Annotated in this window: 8 protein-coding genes; 4 read left to right on the forward strand and 4 right to left on the reverse strand. The window is 72.3% G+C overall.

Translation table 11 applies throughout. The features are described from left to right. Positions 1-64: 64 nt before the first annotated feature. Positions 65-2,017, reverse strand: coding sequence for an acetate--CoA ligase (acs, locus tag O0S08_RS23605; protein ID WP_269041486.1), 1,953 nt, complete (start codon positions 2,015-2,017; stop codon positions 65-67). A 113-nt stretch (positions 2,018-2,130) separates the two neighbouring features. Beyond that, the gene (locus O0S08_RS23610) at positions 2,131-2,937 is read right to left on the reverse strand and encodes a DNA-processing protein DprA (protein ID WP_269041487.1); all 807 of its coding nucleotides are present in this window, start codon (positions 2,935-2,937) and stop codon (positions 2,131-2,133) included. A gap of 258 nt (positions 2,938-3,195) precedes the next feature. Between O0S08_RS23610 and O0S08_RS23615 the strand changes: the two genes are divergently transcribed. The 3 genes from O0S08_RS23615 (at position 3,196) to O0S08_RS23625 (ending at position 9,346) form a co-directional block, all read left to right on the forward strand. Further along, positions 3,196-3,753 carry a hypothetical protein gene (locus tag O0S08_RS23615; RefSeq protein ID WP_269041488.1) on the forward strand — a complete coding sequence of 186 codons (558 nt, stop codon included), beginning with the start codon at positions 3,196-3,198 and terminating at the stop codon, positions 3,751-3,753. Positions 3,754-3,763: 10 nt separating this feature from the next. Beyond that, positions 3,764-4,876, forward strand: a complete 1,113-nt coding sequence (locus O0S08_RS23620) for an S-(hydroxymethyl)glutathione dehydrogenase/class III alcohol dehydrogenase (RefSeq protein ID WP_269041489.1) — start codon at positions 3,764-3,766, stop codon at positions 4,874-4,876. A gap of 213 nt (positions 4,877-5,089) precedes the next feature. Then, positions 5,090-9,346 (forward strand): serine/threonine-protein kinase, encoded by a 4,257-nt coding sequence (locus O0S08_RS23625; RefSeq protein ID WP_269041866.1) that lies wholly within the window; start codon positions 5,090-5,092, stop codon positions 9,344-9,346. A 141-nt stretch (positions 9,347-9,487) separates the two neighbouring features. Here the strand turns inward: O0S08_RS23625 and O0S08_RS23630 are convergent, their stop codons facing one another. Further along, a complete protein-coding gene (locus O0S08_RS23630; RefSeq protein ID WP_269041490.1) occupies positions 9,488-10,630 on the reverse strand; it encodes a lyase in 1,143 nt (380 codons plus the stop codon). On the opposite strand from O0S08_RS23630, the gene O0S08_RS23635 reads away from it, so the two are divergent. Then, on the forward strand, positions 10,629-11,009 hold the full coding sequence (locus O0S08_RS23635; protein ID WP_269041491.1) for a hypothetical protein: 381 nt from the start codon (positions 10,629-10,631) through the stop codon (positions 11,007-11,009). The two genes, O0S08_RS23630 and O0S08_RS23635, sit on opposite strands and share 2 nt — an antisense overlap. 201 nt (positions 11,010-11,210) lie before the next feature. Here O0S08_RS23635 and O0S08_RS23640 read toward each other — a convergent pair whose 3' ends face one another. Then, the gene (locus O0S08_RS23640; protein WP_269041492.1) at positions 11,211-12,749 is read right to left on the reverse strand and encodes an NHL repeat-containing protein; all 1,539 of its coding nucleotides are present in this window, start codon (positions 12,747-12,749) and stop codon (positions 11,211-11,213) included. Positions 12,750-12,883 lie beyond the last annotated feature (134 nt).

The raw sequence follows: 12,883 nt of genomic DNA on the forward strand, positions 1-12,883 counted from the left end.
GTCCGCGCTCATTTGCGCGAGGAGGACGCGACGCCGCGCCCGGCGAGGCGCGCGCGTGCGACCGTCAGCCGCCGCGGGCGAGCGCGACGATCTCGTCGACGACCGCCGGTTCGGCCAGTGTGCTGGTGTCGCCGAAGCCGGACGGGTCGAAATCCCCGGCCGCGATCCTCCGCAAGATCCGGCGCATGATCTTGCCCGAGCGCGTCTTCGGCAGCCCGCGCACCAGCAGGATCCGGTCGGGCGTGGCGATCGGGCTGATGGCCTTTCGGACCTGTTCCTTGAGCGCGCCGGCCAGCTCCTCACGATCCCAGGCGTCGAACTCGGGCCTGGTGATGACGTAGGCGCAGATCCCCTGCCCCTTCAGCGAATGCGGGAAGCCGACCACGGCGGCCTCGACCACCGCCTCGTGGGCCACCAGCGCGCTCTCGATCTCGGCGGTGCCGAGGCGGTGGCCGGCGACGTTGAGCACATCGTCGACGCGGCCGGTGATCCAGTAGTAGCCGTCGGCGTCGCGGCGGCAGCCGTCGCCGGTGAAGTAGTAGCCGGGGAAGCGCGAGAAGTAGGTGGCGAGGAAGCGCGCGTGGTCGCCGTAGATCGTGCGCGCCTGCCCGGGCCAGCTGCCCGCCAGGCACAGGTTGCCGGCGACGTCGTTGCCCTCGAGGACCTTGCCGTCGTCGTCGATCAGCAGCGGGCGCACGCCGAAGAACGGCAGGGTCGCCGAGCCCGGCTTGCAGGCGATCGCGCCGGGCAGCGGGGCGATCAAGATCCCGCCGGTCTCGGTCTGCCACCAGGTGTCGACCACCGGGCAGCGGCCGTCGCCGACGACGTCGAAGTACCAGCGCCACACGTCGGGGTTGATCGGCTCGCCGACGGTGCCGAGGACGCGGATGCTGTCACGCCTGTACTTTCGGACAGGTTCGTCGCCCTCGCGCAGCAGCGCGCGCAGGGCCGTCGGCGCGGTGTAGACGATGGTCGCGCGCAGGTCGTCGACGACCTGCCAGTAGCGCCCGGCGTCGGGGTAGGTCGGGATCGACTCGAACATCACCGTGGTCACGCCGTTGGCCAGCGGGCCGTAGACGATGTAGCTGTGGCCGGTGATCCAGCCGGCATCGGCGGCGCAGAAGTGGATGTCGCCCTCGCGCGCGTCGAACACGTAGCGGTGCGTCGTGGCGGCGTAGACGAGGTAGCCGCCGGTGGTGTGGAGGACGCCCTTGGGCTTGCCGGTCGAGCCGGAGGTGTAGAGGACGAACAGCGGATCTTCGCTGTCGACCCACTCGATCGGGCAGGTCGCGCGCTGCCGGGCCAGCTCGTCGGCGAGCCAGAGATCGCGGCCGGGGACCATCTGCACCGCGGCGCCGGTGCGCCTGGCGACGAGGACGCTGCGCACGCTCTCGAGGCCGGCGACCGCGGCGTCGACGACCGGCTTGAGCGGCACCCGCTTGGCCCCGCGCAGGCCCTCGTCGGCGGTGATGACGACGGCGCAGTCGGCGTCGAGGATCCGCTCGCGCAAGGCGTCGGCGCTGAAGCCCGCGAACACGACCGAGTGCACCGCGCCGATCCGGGCGCACGCCAGCATGGCGCACGCGAGCTCGGGGATCATCGGCAAGTAGATGCAGACGCGATCGCCCTTCTTGACCCCGTGGGCCCGCAGCACGTTGGCGAACCGACCGACGCGCTCCTGCAGGTCGCGAAAGGTGATCGTCTCGTACTCGCCGGGCTCGTTGCGCGCCCAGAGGATGGCCGGCCGATCGGGCGTGACCGCGGCGTGGCGATCGACGCAGTTGTAGCTGACGTTGAGGCGGCCGCCGGTGAACCACGCGATCTCGCCAGGGCGCGCGTGGGCGTCGCAGACGGCGTCGTAGGGGCGATGCCAGGCGATCCGCGCCGCCTCCTCGCCCCAGAAGCCGGCCGGCTCGTCGATGCTGCGGCGGTACAGCGCCTCGTAAGCGGCGTACGAGGTCACGAGGGCGCCCTGGGCGAACGCAGGCGGCGGCGGGACGAGGATCGACTCGGACATGGGGCCGCAGGATAGCGGCTCGCCGCGGCGAGCGGAGGACTTCGCGCAGAACGGCGCTCGACCGGGCGGCACGCCGGCGCGAGCGGCGACTTTGGCGGTGGTGATGCGGCGCGTCAGCCCACACGGCGGTAGCGACCGGGCGGCGACTCGACGACGAGGCCGAGGCGCTCGGCCGCCAGCAGATCGACGAGTCGATGCAGCGGATCGGGGATGGCGTCGAGGCTGAGACCGCGGGGCCCGGCCGCCGCCAGCGCGTCGTCGAGCCAGGCGAGCTCGGGCGGGAAGCGGCGCGGCGACGGGGCCTCGCGCGCGAGCCAGGCCGCGAACGCCGGCGCGAACGCGTCCGGCTCGCACGCCAGGCCGGTGGCCCCGCGCGCCACGAGATCGTCGCAGCCCGGGCTGCCGAGCACGACCGCCACCCGCCGCTCGCGCTTCAGGGCGCACACTCCCGTGCCGTGGCTGCCCGAGCGCGCGGCCGCCTCGACCACCAGCACCGCCTCGGCCAGATCGACGACGATCGCGTTGCGGCTGGCGAACATCTGCCGACACGGCAACGTGCCGGGCGCGTGACAGAACAACAGGCCCGAGCACGGGGCGGCGGCGATCGACCTGTACGAAGGGACATGTTGCGCGGGATAGGGCCGATCGGCCCCGCACGGCAGGACCGCCAGCTGCGGCACGCCGCCGGCCAGCGCGGCCCGATGCGCCGCGATGTCGACGCCGAGGGCGCCGCCCGAGACGAGCGCGAGGCCGGCGGCTCGCATCGCGGCGATCGCCGGCTCGAGCAGCGCGAGGCGATCGCGACGCGCCGCGCGGCTGCCGACGATCGCCACGCGCGGCGCGGGCGGCAGCTCGCCGGCGAGGAAGTAAGGGCCTGCGGTGACGAGGCCGAGGTCGGCGGAGGAGACGGGTCGCGTCATGAACACAGGGAGTAGTCGTTCGCCGGGCGCCCTCTTTTGCACGCGGGCCGGCGCACGAGCTTTGGCAGACTCGGAGGTTTCGCAGGCATGTGCCGCCGCGACGCGCCAGGATCGGCGTTGCGAGCGCGTGTCCGGCCCCCTGACAGGCATGTCCCGCTGGCGGGACAGCCGCCGCTTTGAATATCTTCATGCCTCTGTAATTGTTGATGTTTCTCCTGCCGTCCGGTGCGCCCGTGACGTGCATCGTCGTTCGCTGTCATGGCCCGCCACGTCAGCCTCCTCGTCACCCTCCTGGCGCTCGCTCCCGCCTGCGCGGCGGACACCACCCCCTATCTCGGGGCCGACGACACCACCGACGGAGGCGACGCGGGTCAGGAGACGGACGAGAAAGAGGCGATGGAGCCGCTGCCGCGGCAGCTGCTCGAGTGCGAGCTGGCGGCGCCGTGCGAGTTCCCGTTCCTCGGCACCGGCTTCGACTTCGACGCCAGCCTGACCCCCTCGGCCTTCAGCCCCAGCGATCTCTGCGTGTTCACCAGCCTGGCGCGCGGGGAGCCGGGCCTCATCGAGACGATCGCCGAGTTCAGCGACGCGACTGCGCGCCTCGACTACGCGATCGTCGGCCCGGGCGAGGCGCTGCGGCAGGCCTCCGGCGAGAGCGACGCCGGCGGCCGCTGGCTGAAGGGCGTGTTCCGCTGCGAGCTGCAGCCGAGCGTCTTCTTCCTCGACTGCCTGCAGGCGCCCTCCCCGGCCTGCCTCGACCCCGAGCAGTGGGTCGTGGGGTGCGAGCCTCTCGACAACTTGGTCTGCCCGGGCTAATCGTGCCCGGGTGAAGGTCAAGGCTGCAGTCGCTCATCGTGCCGGCGCCCCCCTCTCGATCGAGACCGTCGATCTCGAAGGACCACGCGCCGGCGAAGTTTTGCTCGAGATCAAGGCGACGGGGGTGTGCCACACCGACGCCTTCACCCTGTCCGGCAAGGACCCGGAGGGGCTGTTCCCGACCATCCTCGGCCACGAAGGCGCCGGCGTGGTGGTCGACGTCGGCCCCGGCGTGACGTCGGTGAAGAAGGGCGACCACGCGATCCCGCTCTACACGCCCGAGTGTCGCCAGTGCAAGTTCTGCCTGTCCGAAAGGACCAATTTGTGTCAGGCGATCCGCTCGACCCAGGGCCAGGGCCTGATGCCCGACGGCACCAGCCGGTTCTCGATCGACGGCCAGAAGCTGTTCCACTACATGGGCTGCTCGACGTTCTCGAACTACACCGTGCTGCCCGAGATCGCGGTCGCCAAGATCCGCGAGGACGCCCCGTTCGACAAGGTCTGCTACATCGGCTGCGGCGTGACGACCGGCGTCGGCGCGGTCATCAACACCGCCAAGGTGCGCCCCGGCGACAACGTCGTGGTGTTCGGCCTCGGCGGCATCGGCCTCAACGTCATCCAGGGCGCGCGCATGGTCGGCGCCAACATGATCGTCGGCGTCGACCTCAACCCGGGCCGCAAGGCGATCGCCGAGCGCTTCGGCATGACCCACTTCGTCGACGCCAGCCAGATCCCGTCGGCCGAGCTCGTGCCCCACATCGTCAACCTGACCGGCGGCGGCGCCGACTTCTCGTTCGAGTGCGTCGGCAACGTCACCGTCATGCGGCAGGCGCTCGAGTGCTGTCACAAGGGCTGGGGCACCTCGGTGATCATCGGCGTCGCGGGCGCCGGCGAAGAGATCAGCACGCGGCCGTTCCAGCTGGTCACCGGCCGCGTCTGGAAGGGCTCCGCGTTCGGCGGCGCCAAGGGTCGCCGCGACGTGCCGAAGATCGTCGACTGGTACATGGACAAGAAGATCAACATCGACGACCTCATCACCCACGTCCTGCCGGTCGAGAAGATCAACGACGCGTTCGACCTCATGCACCACGGCGAGTCGATCCGCACCGTCGTCACCTTCTGAGCGCCGCTCGCTCCCGCCGCCCAGTCGGCTGCAAACGGCCCCTCGGGGTCGTTTCTGCGTTTAATAGAGCGCCGCGGCGCACCGACAGCGGCCGACACGGGCCGCCATGCGCGGCCGTGATCCGGCGCGCGAAGGTGCGTGCGCCCCGAACTCTCACGGGCTCGGCGCGCCGGGCGAAACTCGCGGGCTGCTACACTGCGCGCGCTCGTGCCCATGACGCCGCAGATCTTCGGCCGCTACACCCTGATCCAGCGGATCGGCGAGGGTGGCATGGCCGACGTGTTCCTCGCCGAGGCCGGCGTGGCCGAGGGGCTGAAGAAGCGCGTCGTCATCAAGAAGATCCGCAGCGACGTCGCCGACCAGCCCGAGTTCATGCGGATGTTCGTCGCCGAGGCCGAGGTCGCGCTCGGGCTCAACCACGCCAACATCGTCCAGGTGTTCGACTTCGGCCGCGTCGGCGGGGCCTTCTACCTGGCGATGGAATTGGTCGAGGGCGTCGACCTCATGCGCATGGTCCGGCTGGTCGGCCAGCGAGGCGAGCGCGTGCCGATCGTCATCGCCGCGTACATCGCCCACCAGGTCGCCGCCGGCCTCGCCTACGCGCACGCCAAGCGCGACGACTTCGGCCGGCCGCTGGCGATCGTCCACCGCGACATCAGCCCGCACAACATCATGCTCAGCCTCGCCGGCACGGTGAAGATCCTCGACTTCGGGATCGCTCGCACGGCCGCGCGAGCGCGGCGCAACGGCGGCGCCGAGGACAGCACGATCCAGGGCAAGATCGCGTACATGTCGCCCGAGCAGGCCAACGGCTGGCCGCTCGACGCCCGCTCCGACATCTACTCGCTCGGCGTGGTCCTCTACGAGCTCCTGATCGGCGAGCTGGTGTTCCGCGACGCCGACCGCATGGCCGCGCTCGAGCAGGTCCGCACCCGGCCGCTGCCGCCGCTTCGCCGCGTCGCGCCGGAGGTCCCGGAGGAGCTGGCGGCGGTGGTCGACCGCGCCCTCGCGCGCGAGCCGAGCGAGCGCTGGGACAGCGCCCGGGCCATGCAGAGCGCGCTCTCGGCGTTCCTTCACCGCGCCGATCCGGTCGTCGACGACGAGGTGCTGTCGGCCTTCGTCGCCGCGCGCGTGCCCGATCCGCTGTTCTCGCGCGGGTCCGGCGACGCCGAGGTCACGCGCGAGATCGAGGGCTCGCAGTCGCAGCTGCACGCGCCGCCGCGGCCCGAGGTCCGCCGGGTCGTCCTGCTGAAGGCCGCGCTGGCCCCGGCCCCCGGCGCCGAGCTCCCGGCCGAGCCGGCGCGGTTCTACGCGCTGGCCCGCGACATCGCCTACAAGCGCGACGCTCAGGTGTGCGAGCTCGGGCCGCGCGGGCTGCTGCTGGTGTTCGGCGCGGTGCTCGACCCCGGCGACGTCGACGAGGCCGCGCTGCGGGCCGCGCTGGCGCTGCGCGAGGCCGCCAGCGAGGCCGCGCCCGGGCACCAGATCGGCGTGGTCCTGGCCGCGGCGCCCTTGCCGATCCGACATGTCCCGGAGGGCATGCCGACGGTCGAGGTCGGGCACGACCTGCGGCGGCACCTGCAGGCCATGGCCGACGGCGTGCTCGACGGGCCCGTGCTGGTCGCCGGCGACCTGGCGGCCCGCCTCGGCGCCTCGTGGCAGTTCGGCCCGCCGCGGGCGATCGAGGTCGTGCGCCCGCGTCGCGCCGTCGACCTGACCGGCGGGGTGTTGCCGCCGTGGGCCAGCGCCCTGGCCCAGGCCGCGCCGCTGCTCGGTCCGGTGGTCGCGCCGCGGCTCGTGACCGTCGGCGGGCGCCAGCCGCTGTACGGCCGCGAGCTCGAGCTCAAGCTGCTGCGCGACAACTTCGCCGAGGCGATCCGCGCCCGGGTCGCGCGCACCGTGCTGGTCGTCGGCGGGCCCGGGATCGGCAAGCGCGCCCTGCTCGACCGCTTCCTCGCCGCCCTGCCCCGCGGCGGCTGCGTCGTCCTGCGCGCGCGCGGCCAGTGGCGCCGGCGCAACGTCCCGCTCGGGGTGTTCCACGAGATGCTGCGCCAGTTCCTCGACGCCGGCCCGGACACGAGCGCCGCCGACATCGAGTCGCGCCTCGTGAGCGAGCGGGTGGTCGGCGCCGGCGAGCTGGCGCAGGCGCTCGCGCGCGCGCTCGGCGTGTCCCCCGGGACAGGAACGATCGCACATGCCCGTTCGGACAGCGAAGTCGCCACCGATCCGCAGTCGCGGCGCGAGCGGCTGTGGCGGCCGATCCGCCGGCTGATCCGCGCCCTCGCCCAGCGCCGCCCGGTGCTGGTGGTGGTCGAGGACCTGCACTACGTCGACGCCCACAGCGCCGGCCTGCTGCGCGAGTGGCTGCAGGAGCCGCACAGCCTGCCGCTGATGGGCCTCGCCACCGCCCGCCCCGGCCCCCGCGCGGACGAGCTGCGGGCGATGCCGCGGGTCCACACGATCGAGCTGCGCGAGCTCGACGACCACGCCCGCCGCGAGCTGGTGGTCCGCCGCTTCGACGACCCCGCCGAGGCCGAGGAGCTGGCGGCGGCGATCGTCGCCCGCACCGGCGGCAACCCGCTGTTCATCGAGGAGACCCTGGCCGACCTGCTGCGCCGCGGCGTGATCGGCCCCGGCGACGACGGCCGGCTGTGGCGCGTGCACCAGCGCGGCGCTCGCATCGACGTCCCGCCCAGCGTCGAGGACGCCCTGCTGGCCCGCCTCGACGCGCTCGACCCCGAGGTGCGCGCGCTGATCGACGGCGCGGCCGTGCTCGGCCTGACCTTTCGGACAGGCGAGCTCGCGGCCCTGCTCGCGCACCCGGTCGCCGAGCTCGCGGCCCCGCTGGCCGCGCTGGTCGACGCCGGCCTGCTCGAGCGCCCGCCCCTGCCCGCCGGCGCGCCGCCGGCGGCCCGGTTCGCCACCCTCAGCCTGCACGAGGTGGCCCGCGCCAACCTGGCCCCGGGGACATGTGAAGCCATGCACGCGCGGGCGGCCGAGCTGAAGGCCGCGCGCGCCGACTACCAGGCCGGCCGCGACGACGGCCCGATCGCCGATCACTGGGCCCAGGCGCGCCGGCCCGAGGCGGCGATCGAGCCGGCCCTGCGCGCGGCCCGGTTCGCCCGCGACGTCGCCGGCAACGTCGAGGCCTACTACTACCTGTCGCTGGCGCTGCGGTCGATGCGGTCGGACGCCGATCCGCGGGCCTGGGACGCGCTGCGCGAGCGCGAGGCGATCCTGGCCGCGTGGGGCCGCCGGCGGGCCCAGGGCGCCGATCTGCGGGCGCTCCTGCGGCTCGCGCTCGGCAACAACGAGCGCGAGGTGTACGCGCTCGGCCGCCTGCTCCGCTTCTACCTCGACTGCGGCCGCATCCAGCGGGCCGAGCAATTGTTCCCGCGGCTGGCCCGGCAGACCGAGTCGCTGCCCGACGCCGACCCGCACCGGGCCCTCGTCGGCGAGCTCGGCTCGGCGCTGATGCTCGCGCGCGACCGGCCCGAGGAGGCCGAGCGCCTCGCCGCCGCCGGCCTGGCCCACTGCCCGCCCGAGGCCGCGGCCCAGCGCTGCCGCCTCCACGCCGCGCTCGGCCGGTCCCAGCTGGCGCAGGGCCGCCTGGCCGAGGCCGTCGTCAACTTCGAGGCCACGCTACACCTGGCCCAAAAGACAGGCCTCTTGCGGCTCGAGGGCGAGGCGCTCAACAGCCTCGGCGAGGTCGCCGGCCGCGGCACCCGCTACCAGGAGGCCGTCGACTACTTCCGCGCCGCGCTGCAGGTCGACCGCGACCTCGGCGACCGCGCGGCGACCGGCACCAAGCTGGCCAACCTCGGCATCGTCTACACCGCGATCGGCCTCTACCGCCGCGCCGAGCGCTACCTCCGCAAGGCGCTCGAGCTGCACGAGGCGATCGGCCACCCTGGCCTGCTCGTCGAGGTCGTGGTCAACCTCGGCGAGGTCTCGGCCGAGCACGGAGACGTCCAGGCCGCGCGGGCGCTCCTGCTGCACGCGGCCGACATGGCCGCCGCCCGCGGCGACGCCCGCACCGAGCTGCGCGCCCGCGCCCGCCTGGCCCGCGCCCTGCTCGACGGCGGGCCGGCCGACCTCGACGAGGCCCGCGCCCTGGCCGAGGACGTGCTCGCCCGCGCCCGCGGCCTCGGCCTGCGCACGGCCACCTGTCGCGCGTTGCATGTCCTTTCGCGCCTGTCCGAACGCGCAGGTGACCTCGCGACCGCGCGCGCGCTCGAGGAGGAGGCCGTCGCGCTGGTCCGCGCCGGCGCGGCGCCGATCGACGGGGTGCTGTCGATCCACCACCTCGGCCGCTTGCTGGCCGACGTCCGCCCCGCCGAGTCCTCCTCCCTGCTCGCCGACGCCGCCGCGGCCGTCCGCGCCCGCCTCGAGGGCCTGCGCGACGAGGACCTGCGCCGCGGCTACCTGGCCCAGGCCAAGGTCCGCGAGATCCTCGGCGAGGCCGAGTGATCGCGGAGCTGCCGCTTCGACGGCCTCGAGCGCCGCTTCCGGCCATCCGCGGGCCGCGAGCGGCATGTCTCTTCGGACATCCGAATCGCCGCCGCGCCCGCGTGACGGACCTGACCGTTCGGACAGGCCCGTCGCCGCGCCTCACTGCGGCAGGACCACGCTCTTCAGCTGCCCGCCGGTCATGTCGCTGTACGTGTAGTGGTCGTTGGCGATCGCCAGGAACTGCTTCATGTTCGGGTTCAGCGGGTCGATCTTCCACGCCCCGCCGCCGTTGCCGCCGACCCACTCGTCGACCACCCACACGAAGCCCTCGTCGTCGACGCTGACGCCGACCGGCGTCCCGCACGGGTTGAGCGTGTGGAACTGGATCATCGTGTTGGTCACGTGATCGATCTGCACCACCCCGCAGGTCCCGTTGTCGGCCACCCACACGTGCCCGTCCTTGTCGGCCGCGAGCCCGCGGTAGCAGCCGTTCTCGGTCCCCGGCACGGCGATGAACTGCTGCGTGTCCGGATCGAAGGTCGACACCGGGCCGCAGTTGCCGCCGAACCACGGGTCGCCGTCGGGGTCGACCGTCATCCCGTAGAACTGCAGGTTGAACGGCGGCGTCCAGCGATCGACCGTCACCGGGTTCTGCGCGGTGTTGAGGCGGAACAGCTCGCCGCGCAGGCCGGAGAACCACACGTCGAGGTTCTTGTCGAGCGCCGCGCCGTACGGGCCCCAGGAGGTGTCGCCGACCAGCCAGTTGGGGATCGTCACCGTCTCCTCGACCACGCCGGTCATGCCGTCGAAGCGGACCATGTGGGCCGTCGCGGCCTGCACCGGCAGGTAGCCGACCCACACCTTCGGATCGACGAACTGGCACAGGTTCATGTCCCAGGTGCCGGGCGTCCACGTCACCCCGCGCGGGCCGGCGCCGATATCGCCCTTGAACGGCAGCACCGACGACCAGATCACACACTCGTCGCTGTCCCAGGCCCGGAGGTCGTCCTGGGTCTGCGACGTGTCGATCATTCCGTTGCCGTTCTTGTCCTTGCAGTCGTCGACGTTGGCCGCGATCATCGTCACCCGGCCCGTGCCGCGGTTGTTGACGACGACGAAGCGGCCGTCGACGCTGACCGCCGTGCGCGACGGGCTCTCGGTCCCGCCGCTCGGCCCGCTGCGGTAGCGCGCCAGCTCGACCACGCCCTGCGTGTCGACCTTCGAGATACTGCCCTGATCGGTGTTGGCGACCCACAGGAAGCTCTTCTCGATGTCGCCCATGCCCTCGGTCTCGCCCGGCATGCAGTTCGGCGGATCGCCGGTGGTCGACGTCGTCGTGGTCGTCTCCGACGTCCCCGCGGTGGTGGTCGTCGTCGTGCTGGTGGTGCTCGGATCGACCGCCGTCGCCGTGCCCGGATCGGTGGTCGTGCTGGTCGTGTTCGGCGTGGTCGTCGACGTCGGCCCCGTCGTCGTCGTCTGCCCCTGCGTCTCCCCGACCGTCCCCGACGCCGTGTCCGTGTCCGTGTCGCCGGCGGTGGTGGTCGGCGTGGTCGTCGGCGTGTTCGAGGTCGACGTCGGCGTGGTCGCCGTCGTCGTCTGCCCGGCCTCGCTGGCGGAGGTGGTGGTGTCGTCGCCGCAGGCCGCGACGACCAGTCCTAAAAGACAGGGGAAGAGCCGATAGAGGTGCATGCCGACCAACCTAGCGGATCCACCTGCCGACGGAACAAGATTTAGAGTGGATCCACCTGCCCACAAACAGCTCAGGAGCTCCCGGAGCCCGGCCGTCCGGCCGGCGCATCCGCGGCCGCCATGCGCACGCGCGCGCGTCTCGGCATGTCCCACGAGACATGTCGAGACGCGCCGCGAGCGCGTGCCGCGACGACTACTGCGGCAGGACCACGCTCTTGAGCTGCCCGCCGGTCATGTCGCTGTACGTGTAGTGGTCGTTGGCGATCGGCAGATGCTGCTTCATGTTCGGGTTCAGCGGGTCGATCTTCCACGCCCCCGTATACTCGTCGACCACCCACACGAAGCCCTCGTCGTCGACGCTGACGCCGACCGGCGTGCTGCACGGGTTGAGCGTGTGGAACTGGATCAGCGTGTTGGTCACGTGATCGATCTGCGCCACCCCGCACGGACCGTTGCTGGCCACCCACACCGCGCCCTCCCTGTCGGCCGCGAGCCCGCGGTGGCAGGCGTTGGTGCCGGCGATGCTCGTGAACTGGTTGTTCATCGGGTTGAAGGTCGACACCGGGCCGCTGCAGTTGCCGAACCACGGGTCGCCGTCGGGGTCGACGGTCATGCCGTACAGCTGGTCGCCGCCGGGCGGCAGCCAGCGGTCGAGCGTGTTGCCCATCTGCGTGTTGATGCGGAACAGCTCGCCGCGCAGGCCGGTGAACCACACGTTGAGGTCCTTGTCGAGCGCCGCGCCGTAGGGGCCGTAGTCGGGCCAGCCGTGGATCCAGTTGGGGATCGTCACCGTCTCCTCGACCACGCCGGTCTCGCCGTCGAGGCGGGCCATGTGCGCCGTCGAGAACTGCTGCGGCAGGTAGCCGACCCACACCTTCGGATCGACGAACTTGCACGTGTTCATGTCCCAGTCGCCCGGCGTCCACGTCACGCCGCGCGGGCCGGCGCCGATGTTGCCGGCCTGGATCGGCAGCTGCGTCGACCAGCGGATGCACTCGTCGCCGCCCCACGGGAGGATGTCGCCCGGGTTCTGCGACGTATCGATCATCCCGTTGGCGTTCTTGTCGACGCAGTCCTCGAGGTTGGCCGCGATCATCGTCACCCAGCCCGACTGGCGGTTGTTGACGACCACGAACCGGCCGTCGATGCTGACCGCGGTGCGCGACGGGTTGTCGAGGTAGTTGGCCCCGTTCGGGCCGCTGCGGTAGCGCGCCAGCTCGACCACGCCCTGCGTGTCCACCTTCGAGATCGTGCCCTGGTCCGAGTTGGCGACCCACAGGAAGCTCTTCTCGATGTCGCCCATGCCCTCGGTCTCGCCCGGCTGGCACGGCAGCGGGTCGGTCGTGTTCCCGCCGGAGCTGGTCGAGGTGTCGATCGGGTCGGTCGTGCCCGTCGTGGTGCTCGTGCTCGTGCCCGTCGCGCTGACGCCCGTCGACGTGCTCGTGTCGTCGGTGGTCGTGCCGGTCGGCGAGCTCGTCGACGTCGGCGTACCGGTCGAGGTCGTCGTCTGCCCCTGCGTGTCGCCCATCGTGCCCGACGCGCTGTCCGTGGCGGTCGCGCCGTCGGTGGTCGTCGGCGTCGACATCGTCGTCGACGTCGACGGATTCGTCATCGACTCTCCGCCCTGCGTCCCGGAGATGGTGGCAGTGGTGGAGCCGTTGTCGCCGCAACCGAGGGCCGAGAGGGAGACGACCAGGCCCAAAGGACAGGTCCAAGCACGAACGTCACGCATGCCGCCACCCTACCAGGGTGATTCCGCGTTCGGCGGAAAAACTAAGTGGATCCACCTGCATTAAAAACGATGGAAAACGCCCGGTCCGGTGGTCATTCTGGGGACAAGCCCCTAAACGAGGAGCTTGACGCGCG

The sequence above is a fragment of the Nannocystis punicea genome (assembly GCF_026965555.1).
In the GTDB taxonomy this organism is placed as follows: Bacteria; Myxococcota_A; Polyangia; order Nannocystales; family Nannocystaceae; genus Nannocystis; species Nannocystis punicea.

What these genes read in the sequence shown, in the direction of transcription:
- acs (WP_269041486.1), bottom strand. Translation starts at nt 2,017, where the DNA reads ATGTCCGAGTCGATCCTCGTCCCGCCGCCGCCTGCGTTCGCCCAGGGC.
- O0S08_RS23610 (WP_269041487.1), bottom strand. Translation starts at nt 2,937, where the DNA reads ATGACGCGACCCGTCTCCTCCGCCGACCTCGGCCTCGTCACCGCAGGC.
- O0S08_RS23615 (WP_269041488.1), top strand. Translation starts at nt 3,196, where the DNA reads ATGGCCCGCCACGTCAGCCTCCTCGTCACCCTCCTGGCGCTCGCTCCC.
- O0S08_RS23625 (WP_269041866.1), top strand. Translation starts at nt 5,090, where the DNA reads ATGACGCCGCAGATCTTCGGCCGCTACACCCTGATCCAGCGGATCGGC.
- O0S08_RS23635 (WP_269041491.1), top strand. Translation starts at nt 10,629, where the DNA reads ATGCAGTTCGGCGGATCGCCGGTGGTCGACGTCGTCGTGGTCGTCTCC.
- O0S08_RS23630 (WP_269041490.1), bottom strand. Translation starts at nt 10,630, where the DNA reads ATGCCGGGCGAGACCGAGGGCATGGGCGACATCGAGAAGAGCTTCCTG.
- O0S08_RS23640 (WP_269041492.1), bottom strand. Translation starts at nt 12,749, where the DNA reads ATGCGTGACGTTCGTGCTTGGACCTGTCCTTTGGGCCTGGTCGTCTCC.